At 71.1% G+C, this 16,582-nt stretch carries 15 protein-coding genes; 13 read left to right on the top strand and 2 right to left on the bottom strand.

Translation table 11 applies throughout. The features are described 5' to 3' along the window. The first annotated feature begins 137 nt into the window (after window positions 1–137). Window positions 138–485, top strand: coding sequence for an Rv2175c family DNA-binding protein (locus tag NHL51_RS11970; RefSeq protein WP_434144073.1), 348 nt, complete (start codon window positions 138–140; stop codon window positions 483–485). A gap of 6 nt (window positions 486–491) precedes the next feature. Here the strand turns inward: NHL51_RS11970 and NHL51_RS11965 are convergent, their stop codons facing one another. Further along, complete coding sequence (locus tag NHL51_RS11965; protein WP_434144072.1) at window positions 492–1,592, bottom strand: polyprenyl synthetase family protein; 1,101 nt, start codon at window positions 1,590–1,592, stop codon at window positions 492–494. A 75-nt stretch (window positions 1,593–1,667) separates the two neighbouring features. On the opposite strand from NHL51_RS11965, the gene NHL51_RS11960 reads away from it, so the two are divergent. The 11 genes from NHL51_RS11960 to NHL51_RS11910 all read left to right on the top strand — a co-directional run bounded on the left by NHL51_RS11960 (window position 1,668) and on the right by NHL51_RS11910 (window position 14,030). Beyond that, window positions 1,668–2,051 (top strand): DUF3040 domain-containing protein, encoded by a 384-nt coding sequence (locus NHL51_RS11960; RefSeq protein ID WP_434144070.1) that lies wholly within the window; start codon window positions 1,668–1,670, stop codon window positions 2,049–2,051. A gap of 347 nt (window positions 2,052–2,398) precedes the next feature. Next, window positions 2,399–2,830, top strand: a complete 432-nt coding sequence (mraZ, locus tag NHL51_RS11955) for a division/cell wall cluster transcriptional repressor MraZ (RefSeq protein ID WP_434144068.1) — start codon at window positions 2,399–2,401, stop codon at window positions 2,828–2,830. 12 nt (window positions 2,831–2,842) lie between these two features. Then, window positions 2,843–3,811, top strand: a complete 969-nt coding sequence (rsmH, locus tag NHL51_RS11950; RefSeq protein ID WP_434144066.1) for a 16S rRNA (cytosine(1402)-N(4))-methyltransferase RsmH — start codon at window positions 2,843–2,845, stop codon at window positions 3,809–3,811. After that, a complete protein-coding gene (locus NHL51_RS11945) occupies window positions 3,808–4,383 on the top strand; it encodes a hypothetical protein (protein WP_434144065.1) in 576 nt (191 codons plus the stop codon). Before rsmH ends, NHL51_RS11945 begins: the two co-directional genes overlap by 4 nt. After that, a complete protein-coding gene (locus NHL51_RS11940) occupies window positions 4,383–6,176 on the top strand; it encodes a peptidoglycan D,D-transpeptidase FtsI family protein (protein WP_434144063.1) in 1,794 nt (597 codons plus the stop codon). Before NHL51_RS11945 ends, NHL51_RS11940 begins: the two co-directional genes overlap by 1 nt. Window positions 6,177–6,193: 17 nt before the next feature. Next, window positions 6,194–7,756 (top strand): Mur ligase family protein, encoded by a 1,563-nt coding sequence (locus NHL51_RS11935; RefSeq protein WP_434144062.1) that lies wholly within the window; start codon window positions 6,194–6,196, stop codon window positions 7,754–7,756. Next, a complete protein-coding gene (locus NHL51_RS11930; protein ID WP_434144060.1) occupies window positions 7,753–9,162 on the top strand; it encodes a UDP-N-acetylmuramoyl-tripeptide--D-alanyl-D-alanine ligase in 1,410 nt (469 codons plus the stop codon). Before NHL51_RS11935 ends, NHL51_RS11930 begins: the two co-directional genes overlap by 4 nt. Next, window positions 9,159–10,244, top strand: coding sequence for a phospho-N-acetylmuramoyl-pentapeptide-transferase (mraY, locus tag NHL51_RS11925; protein ID WP_434144058.1), 1,086 nt, complete (start codon window positions 9,159–9,161; stop codon window positions 10,242–10,244). The genes NHL51_RS11930 and mraY overlap by 4 nt, the downstream gene beginning before the upstream one ends. 20 nt (window positions 10,245–10,264) lie before the next feature. Continuing rightward, window positions 10,265–11,779 (top strand): UDP-N-acetylmuramoyl-L-alanine--D-glutamate ligase, encoded by a 1,515-nt coding sequence (gene murD, locus NHL51_RS11920; RefSeq protein ID WP_434144055.1) that lies wholly within the window; start codon window positions 10,265–10,267, stop codon window positions 11,777–11,779. After that, complete coding sequence (gene ftsW, locus NHL51_RS11915) at window positions 11,751–12,947, top strand: putative lipid II flippase FtsW (protein WP_434144053.1); 1,197 nt, start codon at window positions 11,751–11,753, stop codon at window positions 12,945–12,947. The genes murD and ftsW overlap by 29 nt, the downstream gene beginning before the upstream one ends. A gap of 12 nt (window positions 12,948–12,959) precedes the next feature. Then, window positions 12,960–14,030 carry a UDP-N-acetylglucosamine--N-acetylmuramyl-(pentapeptide) pyrophosphoryl-undecaprenol N-acetylglucosamine transferase gene (locus NHL51_RS11910; protein ID WP_434144052.1) on the top strand — a complete coding sequence of 357 codons (1,071 nt, stop codon included), beginning with the start codon at window positions 12,960–12,962 and terminating at the stop codon, window positions 14,028–14,030. Window positions 14,031–14,176: 146 nt separating this feature from the next. Here NHL51_RS11910 and NHL51_RS11905 read toward each other — a convergent pair whose 3' ends face one another. Then, on the bottom strand, window positions 14,177–15,007 hold the full coding sequence (locus tag NHL51_RS11905) for an endonuclease domain-containing protein (protein ID WP_434144050.1): 831 nt from the start codon (window positions 15,005–15,007) through the stop codon (window positions 14,177–14,179). Between the two features lie 371 nt (window positions 15,008–15,378). Between NHL51_RS11905 and NHL51_RS11900 the strand changes: the two genes are divergently transcribed. Next, window positions 15,379–16,578, top strand: coding sequence for an MFS transporter (locus NHL51_RS11900; RefSeq protein ID WP_434144048.1), 1,200 nt, complete (start codon window positions 15,379–15,381; stop codon window positions 16,576–16,578). Window positions 16,579–16,582: the final 4 nt, after the last annotated feature.

The raw sequence follows: 16,582 nt of genomic DNA, 5'->3' as shown, positions 1-16,582 counted from the left end.
CGGGTCGGTCGGCACGGAGTTCACGCGGTGAGTCTACGGGGAGAAGAGGGGAAGACGCGCGACGCGCGCCGGGGGCGGCGAGAAGTCGTGACGGCTTCGTGTTCCGCGAGCGGTGCGCGCTGCCGTAACATCGAAGCGTGCCCGAGAACATCACGCCCGAAACCGAGTACCTGACGATCCCCGACCTGGTCGAGCTCTTCGAGCTGAACCAGAGCAAGGTGCGCCGGCTGCTCGAAGACCATCACCTCGCCGCCGTGCGCGTGGACGGCGTGCTCAAGGTGCCGGCGCTGTTCGTGAAGGACGGCGAGCCGCTCGCCTCGCTGCGCGGCACGCTGCTCGCCCTGCACGACGCGGGCTTCTCGAGTGACGAGGCGGTGGCGTGGCTGCTCGCCCCGAACGACGAACTCGACGGGCGACCCGTCGACCTGCTGCGGGCGGGGAACAAGAGCGCGGTGCGCCGCGCCACCCAGTCGCTCGCGTTCTGACACGCCCTAACGGCTGCGCTGCGTCGCCCGCTCGGCGAGCTGTGCGAGCTGCGCCGACGCGTCGCCCCTGAGCGGCGACTGCTGCAGCGCCCCGATGGCGCGCGCCACGTTGCGCGAGATCATCTCCTCGACCTGCTCGACGGCGCCGCTCTCGCGGATGGTGCGCTGCAGCAGTTCGACCTGCTCGGGGTCGAGGGGGCTGCCCAGCATGTCGTCGAAGATGCGGCGCTGGGTGTTCGGCAGGCTCTCGCGGGCGAGGGCCACGAGCACCGTGCGCTTGCCTTCGACGAGGTCGTCGCCGCTCGGCTTGCCGGTGACCTCCTCGTCGCCGAAGACGCCGAGCAGATCGTCGCGCAGCTGGAACGAGACGCCGATCGGCAGGCCGAAGTCGGCGAGGGTCTCCTCCTGCGCATCGTCCGCGCCGGCGAGGGCCGCGCCGATGAGCAGCGGCGCCTCGACGCTGTACTTCGCGGACTTGTACACGAGCACCCGGGTCGAGCGTTCGAGCTGCACATCGTGCGCGGCGAAGACCGGCTGCTGCTCCTCGAGCACGTCGAGGTACTGGCCGACGGCGACCTCGCTGCGCATGCGGTTGAAGTGGCCCCGCGCGCGACGCGCGGCCTCGCGGTCCGGGGTGGCGTCGCAGGCGCGCTCGAACTGCTCGTCGGCCCACGACTGCAGCAGATCGCCGAGCAGGATGGCGGTCGCGAGGCCGAAATGGTCGGAATCGCCGCGGAGGCCGCCGTCGCGGTGCACGGCGGCGAAATGCCGGTGCACGGCGGCGCGCCCGCGACGGGTGTCCGAGCGGTCGATGACGTCGTCGTGGATGAGGGCGGCGGCGTGGAACAGTTCGAGCGCGCAGGCCGCGTCGAGCACGGCGCCGAACTCGATGCCGACGTCGCCCGCGAGATCGAGCGGGCTCACCGCGCGATAGCCGAGGGCCGCGAACTGGGCGCGGAAGCGCTTGCCGCCCGCGAGGAAGCCGAGCGCCTCCTGCAAGAGCGGTTCGGCGTCGGGGCCGAGCACCTCGAGGGCCTGCCGATGATCGGCGACGATGTCTCCGATGCGCTCCTGTACGAGCCCTGCGAGTCGCGTTGTTTCCTGCACACGACTAGCCTAGCCGGGCCGTGGTCGCGGTAGACTCTCTGGGAACAGCAGTTACATTCTGGACGAGGAGGCGTCATGGCTCTTTCCGAGCACGAGCAGCGGCTGCTCGACGAGATGGAGCGGGGCTTCTACCGGAGCGAGGCCGATGTCGTGGAGACCGGCTCCGTCACCCGCAGGCGGCTGAACTATCGCTCGCTGGTGCTGGGCATCGTCGTGATGCTCGTCGGCATCGGCGCGCTCGTCGCGGGCGTGGCCGCGCAGCAGCTGTGGCTCGGTCTGATCGGGTTCGCAGCGATGGTGGGCGGCGTGCTGCTCATGATGTCGCGCGGCTCCGAGACCGACGAGATCGGCGACGACGCCCGCCGGGTCAAGCGGGGCGGGCCGCAGGCGCAGCCGAGCGAGTCGTTCAGCGAACGCATGGAGCGCCGATGGAACGAACGCATGGGCGAGGACAGCTAGGCGCGGCAGGCGCCGCACTCTCGGCCTGAAGGGATCGTGGTTCGCCACGGTCCCTTTTTTGCTGCCCGGAAACGGGCGGCGGCGCGCTGCCCGGCCGCGCGCCGTCCCGAGGCTCCACTTCGCTCCACCCCAGGCCCCCGAAGCGCCGGAAGCGGTGTCGGCGGGCCGGAAACGGGGTGTTCTGGCGCGCAGGCGCGGCGCGAGTGCGCCCGACGCAGCGGCCTCCATGCCCCCGGATCTCGCGGGTTTCGAAAGAAAAGGGAGCTTTCGGGAATAAAAAGTCATTGAAGTGGAGGAAAGTGGAGTAGTCTGGGGCGGCAAGGCGCGGCACTGGAAGGAGGACCCGGATGTTTCTCGGTACCTTCACGCCCAGGCTGGACGACAAGGGCCGCATCATCCTCCCCTCCAAGTTCCGCACCGAACTGGCAGACGGCCTCGTCGTCACGCGCGGCCAGGAGCGCTGCCTCTACGTCTTCAGCGAGCGCGAGTTCTCCGAGATGCACGAGCGCATCAGGCAGGCGCCCGTGAACTCCAAGCAGGCCCGCGACTACCTCCGCGTGTTCCTCTCGGGCGCGCACCCCGAGACGCCCGACAAGCAGCACCGCATCACGATCCCCGCCACGCTCCGCGAGTACGCGGGCCTCGACCGCGAGCTCGCGGTGATCGGCGCCGGCTCCCGCGCCGAGATCTGGGACGCGGGCGTCTGGCAGCAGTACCTCGCCCAGCAGGAATCCGCATTCGCCGAGATCGAGGAAGAGGTGATCCCGGGCATGTTCTAGCCCGGAACCACGATGAACGACACCGAACGCGATCCCGCCATGCTCCACACCCCCGTGCTGCTCGAACGCTGCCTCGAACTGCTCGCCCCCGCCCTCGGGCGCCCCGGCGCCGTGGTCGTCGACGCGACCCTCGGCATGGGCGGCCACAGCGAGGCGATGCTCGAGGCGTTCCCCGGGCTCACCCTCATCGGTCTCGACAGGGATCAGGACGCGCTCGCACTCGCGGGCCGGCGCCTCGCCCGCTTCGGCGACCGCGCGATCCGCGTGCACGCCGTCTACGACGAAATCGAGCGCGCGGTGCGCGAATCGGGCTTCGACGCGATCGACGGAGCCCTCTTCGATCTCGGCGTCTCGTCGCTGCAGCTCGACGAGGCCGACCGCGGTTTCGCCTACGCCCAGGATGCGCCGCTCGACATGCGCATGGACCAGAGCCGCGGCGAGACGGCGGCCGAGGTGCTCGCCACCGCGCCCGAGGGCCGGCTGCGCGCGATCTTCGAACGCTACGGCGAAGAGCCCCTCGCCGGGCGCTACGCGCGCGCCATCATCGCGGCGCGCGCCGAAGCCCCGATCGAGCGCAGCGGTCGCCTCGTCGACGTGCTGCAGCAGGCCACCCCCGCAGCCGTGCGCGACGCCCGCCACCCGGCGAAGCGCGTCTTCCAGGCGCTGCGCGTCGAAGTGAACGGCGAGCTCGTCGCGCTCGAAGCCGCCGTCCCCGCCGCGATCGACCTGCTGAACCTCGGCGGACGCATCGCCGTGATGTCGTACCAGTCGCTCGAGGACCGCATGGTGAAGCGCGAGCTCGCCGGCCGTTCGAAGTCGACCGCCCCGCCCGGGCTGCCCGTCGAACTTCCCGAGCACCGGCCCGAGCTGAAGCTCCTGACCCGGGGCGCCGAGCTCGCCTCAGAATCCGAGCGCGAGCGCAACCCGCGCGCCATCCCCGTGCGGCTGCGCGCCGCCGAACGAGTAAGGGACGTCCGATGAGCGGCATGGCACCGGCAGGGATCGACCTCTCCCGTCTGCTGAGCCCCGCGCCCGCCGAGCGCGACGAGCAGCGGGCCGAACGGCCCCTGCGCCCGGTCTCGGCACCGACGGCGCGTCGCCAGAAGAACCCGCTCACGGGCGCGCTCCTCGCCGTCGGCATCGTGCTCGTGATCCTCGCGACGCAGCTCGGCCTCAGCATCGCCGTCTCGCAGGGCGCCTACGAGAAGCGCGCGCTCGAGCTCGAGCAGCGCGACCTCAGCCGTGTCGAGCGCCTGCTCGCGCAGAACGTCGACAAGCTCTCGTCGCCGCAGAACCTCGCGGAGAACGCCGCGCAGCTCGGCATGGTGCAGAACGCCCGCCCCGCGGCGCTGCGCCTCAGCGACGGGGCGATCCTCGGGTCGCTGGAGACCTCGGCGAGCGAGGCCCAGGCCAACCTCGTGCCCAACTCGACCCTCGCCGACATGCCCGTCGTCGACGCCGAAGGCCTGCTCGTGCCGCGCCAGGCCGCCGCGGCGACCACGGAGCCCGCGGTGCGCTGGAAGGGCAAACTGCCGGCGCCGGAGACGCACTGATGCGCGACCGCGCCGCGCGGGCCCGCCGCGTCATCGCCCTCGCACTGATCGTGATCGCGGCGCTCGCCTTCGTCGTGCGCCTCGTCGACGTGCAGCTCGTCTCGGCATCGGCGCTCACCGCCGATGCGAAGGACAAGCGGGCCGTGCCGGTCGCCATCCCGAGCGTGCGCGGCGACATCGTCGACCGCGACGGTGACGTGCTCGCGACGACCGACGAACGCTACGACGTGCAGCTGTCGCCGAAGAACACGAAGGTGCAGGGCGGCACGTTCTACCGGATCGACCCGAACGGCAACGGCATCGCCACCGTCGAGGTCACCTCGCAGCAGGCCTTCGCCGAGATCGGCGAGATCACCGGGCAGACCGCCGAGGACATCCAGAAAATCGTCGAGGACGCGCTCGCCGACAACCCGAAATCCGACTTCGCGTACGTGAAGCGCTCGATCGACCTCACCCAGCTGAACCGGCTCAAGGAGCTGCAGATCCCGTGGCTCACCTTCGAGAGCCAGCACACCCGCAGCTACCCGAACGGCGCGATCGCCGGCAACATCCTCGGCTTCTCGGGCAGCGACGGCCTGCCTCAGTCGGGCGTCGAGGTGTCGCAGGACGCATGCCTCGCCGGCGTCGACGGCTCCGAGGAGTACGAGCGCAGCGCCGACGGCGTGCCGCTGCCCGGCAGCGTCGTCGTGACGAAGCAGGTCGAGAACGGCGGCACCGTCGAACTCACCATCGACCGCGACCTGCAGTGGGAGGCGCAGCAGGCGATCAACGAGCAGGTGCAGAAGGTATCCGCAGAGTGGGGCTTCGTCGTCGTGATGGACGTGCAGACCGGCGAACTCGTCGCGGTCGCGGAGGACGGGTCGGTCGACCCGAACGACGTCGACGCCTCCGACCCGACGAAGCGCGAGGCGCGCTCGTTCGTCGCCCCCTACGAGCCCGGCTCGACCTTCAAAGCGATCACCGCGGCCGCGCTCATCGATCAGGGCCTCGCGACGCCGCAGACGCAGCTGCTCACCCCCGACTACGCCGAACCCGAGCCCGGGGTGCGCTTCGGCGACTCGTTCAACCACCCGCCGATGCAGTGGACCCTCACCGGCATTCTCACGCAGTCGTCGAACGTCGGCACCGCGACCCTCGGCACGCAGCTCTCGCCCGAGGTGCGCTACGACTACCTGCGCAAGTTCGGCATGGGGGAGTCGACCCGGGCGGGCATGCCGCTCGAGGATTCGGGCTTCCTGCTGCCGGTCGAGGATTGGGACCGCCAGACCGACTACAACACGACTTTCGGGCAGGCGGTGTCGTCGACGATCGTGCAGACCGCGGGCGCCTACCAGGCCCTCGCGAACGGCGGAGTGCGCATCCCGCCGTCGATCGTGCGCAGCTGCACCGATGCCGACGGTCAGAAGACGGCCCTCGATCACGGCGACCCCGTGACGGCCGTCGCGCCCGAGACGGCGTCGCAGATGATGCAGATGCTCGAGACCGTCGCGACCGAGGCGTGGGTGCAGAAGTTCGTCGGCGTGCCGGGCTACCGTATCGCGGGCAAGACGGGCACGGCCGAGCAGCCCGACGGCGCCGGCGGCTACCGAAAGGACTTCGTCAGCTCGTTCGCGGGCATCTTCCCGGCGGACGACCCCCAGTACGTCGCGGTAGCATCGGTGGCGTTCCCGACATCGGGCGACGGCGGCGTCGCAGCGGCCACCGCGTTCCACGACACGGCCGAGGCCACGATCCGCACGTTCCACATCCCGCCGTCGACCGGAACCTACGTCCCACTCCCGACCGAGTACTGAACGCCGCAGGAGGCACCTTGAGCATCGGAGATGCGCTGAGCATTCGCCCTAAGAACCCGCGGCATGCCCCGCTCGTCGAGATCGCCGCGAAGTTCGCGCTGCGGGCGACCGCGCCGCTCGAGGGGCTCACCGCGAACGGCGTCACCCTCGACTCCCGCGACGTGCGCTCCGGCGACCTCTACCTCGCGCTCCCCGGCACGAACCGGCACGGCGCCGACTTCGCAGCGCAGGCCGCCGACCGCGGCGCGGTCGCGATCCTCACCGACGCGGCCGGCGCGAAGATCGCCCGCGCGGCGAAGACGCCGATCCCTGTGCTCGTCACCGATGCGGCCCCCCGCAGCATCGCCGGAGCGGTCGCGGCCGCCGTCTACGGCACCGCCGAGACCACGGCGAAGACCTTCGGCATCACCGGCACGAACGGCAAGACGAGCGTCGTCTACATGCTCGCCGAGCTGCTCGGCGCCGCCGGCTACACGACCGGGCTCAGCTCGACCGCCGAACGCCGCATCGGCGACGAGGTCATCGTCTCGAACCTCACGAGCCCCGAAGCCCCCGAGCTGCACGGCCTGCTCGCCCGCATGGCCGAGAAGCACGTCGACGGCATCGCCCTCGAAGTCTCGGCCCACGCCGTGGAGCGCCACCGCATCGACGGCGTGCGCTTCGACGTCGTCGCCTTCAACAACTTCTCGCAGGACCACCTCGACGACTTCGGCGACATGGAGACCTACTTCGCGGCGAAGCTCGCGCTGTTCTCGCCCGAGCACGCCGAGCGCGGCGTCGTCGTCGTCGACTCGCCCCACGGCCAGCGCATCGCCCGGGAAGCGCAGATCCCGGTCACGCGCCTGTCGACCGAGTACGGGCAGGAGGCCGACTGGCACCTCGCGATCACGAACCAGAACCTCGACGGCGTCTCGTTCGTGCTGCAGGGCCCCGAGGGCGCGATGTTCCGCGGCAGCGTCCCCGTCTTCGGCCGCTTCATGGCCGAGAACGCGGCCCTCGCCCTCATCATGCTGCACGAGGCCGGCATCCCGCTCGAACAGGTCGACGGCGGCCTCGACCGCGGGCGCATCCCCGTCTACATCCCGGGCCGCCTCGAGCTCATGTCGAACCCGGAGCCCGGGGCGACCGGCCCCCGGTTCTACGTCGACTACGGCCACACGCCCGGCGCGTTCGGCGCCATGCTCGACGCGCTCGGCGAGGTCGCACCCGGCCGCATCATCTTCATGTTCGGCGCCGACGGCGACCGCGACACCACCAAGCGCGAGGAGATGGGGCGCATCGCCGCCGCAGGCTCCGACGTGCTCATCGTCTGCGACTACCATCCGCGTTCGGAGCCGCCCGAGTCGATCCGTGCGCAGCTCATCGCGGGTGCCCGTTCGGCGAACCACGCCGAGATCATCGAGGAGGGCGACCCCCGCGCCGCGATCAGGCTCGCCATTTCTCTCGCGGGCCCCGATGACGTTATCCTGTATGCCGGTCCCGGACACGAGGACTACCAGGAGGTCGCGGGACAGTACATCCCCTATTCCGCGCGAGACGAAGTACGCGGCGCGCTCCGCGAGGCAGGATTGCTCAAGTGATCGAACTGACACTCGCGGAAGCGGCTGCGGCGATGCAGGGCCGCCTGGTCCAGGGATCCGGCGGCGCCGGCCCCGACACCGTCGTGAGCGGCATCTCGCAGACGGACTCCCGCGAAGTGCAGCCCGGCGAGATCTTCTTCGCCCGGCGCGGCGAGGAGACCGACGGCCACCTCTTCGCGAGCAAGGCCGTCGACGCCGGAGCCGCTCTGCTCGTCGTCGAGCGCGAGGTCGACGACCGCGTGCCGCAGATCGTCGTGGCGGAAGCCACCGAGGCGCTCGGCGCCCTCGCGACCGAGGTCGTGCGCCGCGTGCGCGAGGCCGGCCGGCTGACCATCGTCGGCATCACCGGCTCGAACGGCAAGACCACCACCAAGAACCTCGTCGCGGCCATGGCCGAGCGCGTCGGCGAGACCGTCGCCTCCGAGAAGTCGTTCAACAACGAGGTGGGCGGCCCGCTCACCATGCTGCGCGTGCAGCACACCACCGACACCCTCGTCGCCGAGATGGGCGCGAGCGCGGAGGGCGAGATCGCCCGCCTCACCGCGATGGCGCCGCCGCACATCGGCGTCGTGCTCACCGTCGGCCTCGCCCATGCGGGGGAGTTCGGCGGCATCGAGACCACCTTCCGCACGAAGCGCGAGATGGTGCAGGGCCTCGGCGAGACCGACCTCGCCGTGCTCAACCGCGACGACGCCTACGTCTCGCGCATGGCCGAGGCGACCCGGGCCCGCGTGCGCTGGTTCGGCCAGCACCCCGAAGCCGACGTGCGCGCCGACGGCATCGAGTCGGGGGCCGACGGCACCCGGTTCACGATCCATGCCGATGGGCAGAGCCTCCCGGTGCGCTTCCCGGTGCTCGGCGAGCACCACATCATGAACGCGCTCGCGGCCGCCGCGGTGGCGCTCGAACTCGGTCTGCCGCTCGCCGACATCGTCGAGGTGCTCGAGCACCACACGCGGGCCGCGCGCTGGCGCATGGAGGTCATGGGCGGCCGCGACGGCATCACCATCATCAACGACGCGTACAACGCGAGCCCCGACTCGATGAGCGCAGGTCTCCGCACGCTCGCGCAGGTCCGCCGCGCCGACGGCCGCTCGGTCGCCGTGCTCGGCGCGATGAGCGAACTCGGCGAGTACTCGATCGAAGAGCACATCCGCATCGGCCTGCAGGCCGTGCGCCTGCGCATCTCCGAGCTCGTGGTTGTCGGCAGGGAGGCCCGCCACCTGCACATCAGCGCCATCAACGAGGGTTCGTGGGACGGCGAGAGCGTGTTCTTCGAAGAGCAGGACGAGGCCTTCGAGTACCTGCGCGGCACCCTGCGGCCGAACGACACCGTGCTCGTGAAGTCGTCGAACTCGGCGGGGCTGCGCTTCCTGGGCGATCGACTCGGGGAGACCTTCGCATGATCGCACTGCTGATCGCCGGTGCCGTGTCGCTGCTGTACTCCCTGCTGCTGACGCCCGTGTTCGTGCGCGTCTTCAACCGCCTGCGGTGGGGCCAGCCGATCCGCGTCGACGGGCCGAAGGAGCACGAGGTCAAGCGCGGCACCCCGACCATGGGCGGCCTGATCTTCCTCTCGGGCTCGATCATCGCCTACCTCATCGGCAAGTTCCTCATGGGCGAGACCCCGAGCCCCTCGGCGCTGCTCGTGATCCTCATGGCCGTGGGCGCGGGCCTCGTCGGCTTCATCGACGACTACATGAAGGCCCGCATGCAGAACTCGGCCGGCCTCAACGGCTGGGCGAAGATCCTCGGCCAGGTGGCCATCGCCGTCGCCTTCGCGCTGCTCGGTGTGCGCTTCGCGAACGAGGCCGGGGTGACCCCGGTGTCGACCCGCATCTCGGTGTTCCGCGACCTGCCCGTCGACTTCATGGCGCTCGGCGCCATCGCGGGCACGGCGCTCTTCGTCATCTGGATCGTGCTCATCGTGACGTCGACCACGAACGCCGTCAACGTCACCGACGGCCTCGACGGCCTCGCCACCGGCGCCGCGATCTTCGCGTTCGGCTCGTACCTCGTGATCGGCTTCTGGCAGGCATCGCAGAACTGCCTCACCACCGCGTACGAGGCCGGCTGCTACGTCGTTCGCGACCCCATGGACCTCGCGGTCATCTCGGCCGCCTTCCTCGGCGGCCTCGCCGGCTTCCTGTGGTGGAATACGAATCCCGCGCAGGTGTTCATGGGCGACACCGGCTCGATGGCCATCGGCGGCGCGATCGCGGCGCTCGCGATCCTCACCCGCACCGAAGTGCTGCTGCTGCTCATCGGCGGCCTCTTCATCATCGAGACCGGCTCCGTGATTCTGCAGCGCGCCTACTTCAAGGTCACGAAGGGCAAGCGCATCTTCCTCATGAGCCCCATCCATCACCACTTCGAGCTCAAGGGCTGGGCGGAGGTGACGGTCGTCGTGCGGTTCTGGATCGTCGCGGCGCTGTTCGTCGTCGTCGGAGTCGGCGCGTTCTACGGCGAATGGTTGTTGCAGCAGTGAGTGAGAACGGGAAGGCAGCGATGCACGATCGAGTAGCGGCGCTCAGCAGCTGGCACGACGACTGGACGGGCCTGCGCGTCGCCGTGCTCGGCCTCGGCGTCACCGGGTTCTCGGTCGCGGATACGCTGGTCGAACTCGGCTCGCAGGTGCGCGTCATCGCCGGCGCTCCCGACCCCGACCGCGAGCGCCTGCTCGACGTGATCGGCGCCGAGCGCTTCTGCGCCGAGACGCACCCCGAGCAGCTCGGCGACCTCGCCGCGTTCGGCCCCGACCTCGTCGTGGTGTCGCCCGGCTACCGCCCCGACCACCCGCTCACCGCCTGGGCGGCCGAGCGCGGCATCCCGGTGTGGGGCGACATCGAGCTCGGCTGGCGCCTGCGCGACAAGACGCCGCGCATCGCCGACTGGATCTGCATCACCGGCACCAACGGCAAGACCACCACGACCGGTCTGACGGCGCACATGCTCGCCGAGGCCGGCCTGCGGGTGACTCCCGCCGGCAACATCGGCACCCCCATCCTCGATGCCCTGCGCGACCCGCAGGGGTACGACGTCATCGTCGTCGAGCTCTCCAGCTTCCAGCTCGAGCGCCTCGGCTCGGGCGGGGCGCAGGTGTCGCCCTACGCGAGCGCGTGCCTCAACTTCGCGGCCGACCACCTCGACTGGCACGGCGGCTTCGACGGCTACTGGGCGGCGAAGGCGAAGGTCTACGAGAACACCCAGGTCGCCTGCGTCTACAACCGCGCCGACCCCGAGACCGAGCGCATGGTCGAGCAGGCCGACGTCGTCGAGGGCGCCCGGGCCATCAGTTTCGGCCTCGACACGCCGCCCCCGAGCGGCTTCGGCATCGTCGAGGGCATCCTCGTCGACCGCGGTTTCCACGCCGAGCGCCGCAACGAGGCGTACGAGCTGGTAACGCTCGACGAGCTTGCCGAGCGCGGCATCGGCGCCCCCCATATGGCGCAGAACGTGCTCGCCGCGAGCGCCCTCGCCCGTGCCCGCGGCGTCGAGCCCGCCGAGATCGCGCGCGCCGTACTGAGCTTCCACCCCGACCCGCACCGCGCCCAACTGCTCGGAGTGCACGCCGGCATCCGCTACATCGACGACTCGAAGGCGACGAACGCGCACGCCGCAGACGCGTCGCTGCGCGCGATGCACGACGTCGTCTGGCTCATCGGCGGCCTGCTCAAGGGCGTCGACATCGACGAGCTCGTGAGCGAGCACGCGTCGCGCCTGCGCGGCGCCGTGGTGATCGGAGTCGAGCGCGCCGAAGTGCTCGCCGCGCTCGCACGCCATCTCGGCGACCGCCCGGTGCTCGAGGTCGATGTCGTCGGGGGCGGCGGCGCGGTGATGGCCGAGGCCGTGCGCCTCGCCGCGCAGATCGCCGAACCCGGAGACACGGTTCTGCTGGCGCCCGCGGCGGCGTCGATGGATCAATTCTCCGACTACGCCGATCGCGGCCGCGCATTCCAGGCCGCCGTGGCCGAGCACACCGGGGGTGAGGCGGGTGGCGGCGCCGCACGAGCCGAGGGCTGACGGCCCCGGCCAGGCGCGCATCAGGCTCGGCGGCCTCGCAGGCGGGTCGACCGACGCCACGGTGGTGGCGCTCTACGCGCTCACGTTCCTGCTCGTCGGGTTCGGCCTGATCATGGTGCTCTCGTCGTCGTCGATCACCTCGTACCTCGACGACCAGGGCTTCTTCGGCGGCTTCTGGCGCCAGGCGACGTTCGCGCTGATCGGCATTCCGCTGATGCTGATCGCGGCGGCGATGCCGATCTCCTTCTGGAAGCGCTGGGCGTGGGTCATCCTGTTCGCGGGCATCGTGCTGCAGCTGCTCGTGTTCACGCCGCTCGGCATCGAGGTCTACGGCAACCGCAACTGGATCCAGATCGGCAGCTTCGGCGGTCAGCCCTCCGAAGCGCTGAAGCTCGCGCTCGTCGTGTGGATCGGCGCCGTGCTGCTGAAGAAGGAGCCGCTGCTCGGGCAGATGCGCCACGAGATCATCCCGGTCATCGTGCCCGGCGCGGTGCTCGTGCTCGGCCTCGTGCTGCTCGGCAAGGACCTCGGGACGACGATGATCATGGCGGCGCTCGTCATCGGCGCGATGTTCTTCGGCGGCGTCAGCTGGAAGACGCTCGGCGTGATCGCGGGCGGCGGACTCCTCGCCGTGCTGCTCTTCGTCGTGACGAGCCCGAACCGCCTGCAGCGCATCTTCGGTTTCGCGGGCGGGCACGAGGACTACAGCGGGCTCGGCTGGCAGCCGCTGCACGGCCTGTGGGCGCTCGCAGGCGGCGGTCTCTTCGGCGTCGGGCTCGGCGGGTCGAAGGCGAAGTGGTCGTGGCTGCCCGCTGCCGACAACGACTACATCTTCGCGATCATCGGCGAGGAGCTCGGCCTCATCGGCGCGCTGCTCGTGATCGTGCTGTTCATCGCGCTCGCGCTCGTGATGCTGCGCGTCATCTCCCGTGCCCGAGACCGCTTCGGCCGTGCGGTCGTCGGCGGCGTGCTCGTGTGGATCATCGGCCAGGCCTTCGTGAACATCGGCGTCGTCATCGGCATCCTGCCCGTGCTCGGCGTGCCGCTGCCGCTCATCAGCGCGGGCGGCACCGCGCTCCTCGCGTGCCTCCTCGCGATCGGCGTCGTGATCTCGATCGCCCGCGACGGCGCGAAGTACCAGCAGGAGCTCGCCGACGGCGGCTTCTGAGAGAATCGACGGGTGACCACCTATCTGCTCGCCGGCGGGGGCACCGCCGGCCACGTGAACCCCCTGCTCGCGCTCGCCGACCTGATCCGCGCGGAGGAGCCCGGCTCCGAGATCGTCGTGCTCGGAACGAAGGAGGGCCTCGAGGCGCGCCTCGTCCCGGAGCGCGGCTATGAACTCGTGACGATCGAGCGCCTGCCGTTCCCGCGCCGCCCGAACCTCGACGCGCTCAGATTCCCGGTCCGCTTCGCCCGCGCCGTGCGGCGCACCCGCGAACTCATCCGGGCGCGCGGCGTCGACGTCGTCGTCGGATTCGGCGGCTACGCATCCGCGCCGGCCTACCGTGCGGGAGCGAAGGAGGGCGTACCCGTCGTCATCCACGAGGCCAACGCCAAACCCGGCATGGCGAACAAGCTCGGGGCGCGCAGCACCGAGTACGTCGCCGTCACCTTCCCCGGCACGCCGATCGCCCATGCGCGAGTGACGGGCATGCCGCTGCGCCCCGAGATCACCGGCCTCGACCGCGCCGCGCTGCGCGAAAGCGCCCGAGAGCACTTCGGACTCGACCCCGACAAGCGCACCCTGCTCGTGACCGGCGGATCGCTTGGCGCCCGCGCCATCAACCGCGGCATCTCGGGTTCGGCCCCGGCGATCACCGGCTCGGGGGCGCAGGTGCTGCACGTGTGGGGCGGGCTCACGGAGATCGAAGATCCGGGAATCGACGGCTACTCGGTCATCGAGTACTGCGACCGCATGGATCTCGCGTTCGCCGCATGCGATCTCGTCGTGTCGCGCGCCGGATCGACCACGGTCAGCGAGATCTCGGGCCTCGGCATCCCCGCAGTGTTCGTGCCGTACAGCCACGGCAACGGCGAGCAGCGCTTCAACGCTGCATCGACCGTCGAGGCCGGCGGCGCGCTGCTGGTCGAGGACGCCGAACTGACCCCCGCCTGGGTGGAAACCGTGCTGCTGCCCCTCCTCACCGACGGCGGTCGGCTCGCGCAGATGGGGGAGCGGGCGCGCGCGGCCGGATCCCTGGACGGTACGGAGCGGCTGCTCGATCTCGTACGCGAGGCGCTCGCCTAGGCCCCGCGCCCGCAGAACGCCGTTCGCGCCCGGCGCTCATCGCCCGAACTTCGGCTCTCACCCGTCGTTCGGATGGAAGCCCCTGTTGTGCTCCGAAGTACGGGTGAGAGCCGAAATACGGGCGCATGCTCGGATGCCGGCGTTCGTCAGCGGGCCCGCCGCAGGTGCAGACCCCGGGCGACCGCCGAGAGCACCAGGCTCTGCACGTCCTCCCAGCGGTGCACGACGAGGGCGTAGGTCACGCGGATCACCGTGTACCCCTCGGCCCGCAGACGCGCGTCGTGCAGGATGTCGGCGTCGCGCTGCACGCCCGAGTGCTGCTTGCCGTCGATCTGCACCACGAGGCGTTCGCCGAGCAGGAAGTCGACGCGGTGCCCGAGCAGATGCACCTGCGCGCGGATCGCGATGCGCAGCCAGCCGAGCCGGGTGCGGAAGAGCGTCTCGAGGCCCGAATCGGCGAATGGCGAGGCCTCGCTCAGCAGGTCGTCGAGCCGCGGTATCCGCAACCGCTCGAGCGCCGGGAGCGAGGCGATGCGCTGATTCAGTGCGGAATCGATGATGGCGAGCGCCGCCTCGTGCGGCTGGCACTCGGCGACGAGCGCGAGCACGTTCTCCGGGTGGTCCTCGAGCATCTCGGGCGGCCGGGGCAGCGGCGGTGCGCGCCAATGCACCGTGCCGGGGCCGGCGACGATATGGCTGTCCGGCCGCGGAGCAGCGTAGTGCGGCGCGTCGGAGGCGGCGAGCACCCAGAGCCCGAGCCTGCGCGCCTGCGAGATGCAGCTCACCACGGCGCCGCGCCTCGCCGCGGCGAGCAGTTCGGGGTCGGCCGACGGCAAGGCGACCCAGCCGCGGCGCGGGCGGATCACCGCGCCGTTCGCGAACGCCGATCGGAGTTCGGTACGGGTGATCCCTGTACGCAGGAGCAGCCCCGTTCGGGTGACGCCGTTCGCGCGGCGCAGCGCAGTTCTGAGGTCCACACGACCGAGCATCGGCGATTTCGATGCGCGAGAACACCGGGAATGCGCGAATGTGGAGAACTGGGCGATGCTGCGGAATTCGGCGGCCTGTGGAGGAGTGTGCGGCGGTGCTCCAGTCCCTTCGGCCGACCCGTATTTCGGCTCTCACCCGTCGTTCGGATGGAAACCCCAGTTCTGCTCCGAAATGCGGGTGAAAGCCGAAGTTCGGGTGCGAACAGTAGCGTGGTCGCGCCGCGCTCGTCGCGCGCTAGAATCGTCACCATGCCACGGAACCTCCTGCTTCGGAGCCGCGGCGGGGTCTGAGACCGACCGGCGCCCCGCACGCGGTGCCGTTCGTCGTGCCGGTCCACGCTCGGAGACCGGAGAATCCCATGCACGTCCCAGCCCGCCTCTGGCTGATGCTCGCCGCGATGGTGCTGGCGCAGGCCGCGACCACCGTCGTCGCGGCGGCGCCCGCGTTCCTCATCCCGTACCTGCACGCGAGCGAGGGCATGAGCCTCGCCGCGGCGGGAATGCTCGCGGGGGCGCCGAACCTCGGCCTCGTGACCGCTCTCGTCGCCTGGGGCGCCGCCACCGACCGCTTCGGCGAGCGCCGCGTGCTGCTCGCGGGTCTCGCCCTCACAACGGCGACCGTGGCGGCGTCGATGCTCGTGCCGCTGGTCGTGCCGGCGGCGGGGAACGGCTTCGCCGTGCTCGGCATCGCGCTCGTCGCGAGCGGTGCGGCCTCGGCCTGCACGAACAGCGCGAGCGGGCGGCTCATCACCGGCTGGTTCCCGCCCGAGCGACGGGGGCTCGCGATGGGCATCCGCCAGACGTGCCAGCCGCTCGGCATGGCCGTCGCAGCGCTCGGCGTGCCCCCGCTCGCGACCGCTTTCGGTCTGCCCGGGGCGCTCGGCCTCGGGGGTGCGCTCACGGTGCTCAGCCTCGGTGTGTGCGCCCTGATCGTGCGCGACCCCGAACGGGCGGCACCGAGTGCGGCGGCCGTCGGCAATCCCTATCGAGGGTCGGGTGCGCTCGCCCGCATCCACGCCGTGTCGGTGCTGCTCGTCGTGCCCCAGTTCGCGCTCTCCACCTTCGGGCTCGTGTGGTTCACCGTCGGTTTCGGGTGGAGCGCGCTCGCCGCGGGCGCCCTCGTCGCCCTCGCCCAGTTCATGGGCGCCGCCGGCCGCATCGTCGTCGGCGTCTGGAGCGACCGTGCGGGGTCGCGCCTCGGGCCGCTGCGCATCGTCGCCGTCGTCGGCATCGCGACGCTGCTGCTGGCCGCGACGTTCGGTTGGGCCGAGTGGAGCGCCGCCGCGGCAGTCGCGTATGTCGTGGCGAGCTGCGTGAGCGTCGCCGATAACGGGCTCGCGTTCACGGCCGTCGCAGAGCTCGCCGGGCCCGGATGGGCGGGGCGCGCGCTCGGCATCCAGAACACCGGGCAGTTCCTGGCCGCCGCGGCCGTCGGGCCCGTCGTCGGCGCTGCGATCGGCGTCATCGGCATTCCGGCCGCCCTCGCCTGCACTGCGCTCGCTCCGCTCCTCGCGGCTCCGCTCGTGCCGCGCCCGGACGTCGAGATCGTACGCCGCTGAGAGC

The organism is Leucobacter sp. gxy201 (assembly GCF_051043335.1).
Classification (GTDB): domain Bacteria; phylum Actinomycetota; class Actinomycetes; order Actinomycetales; family Microbacteriaceae; genus Leucobacter.
This window is presented reverse-complemented; position numbering and strand designations above follow the sequence as displayed.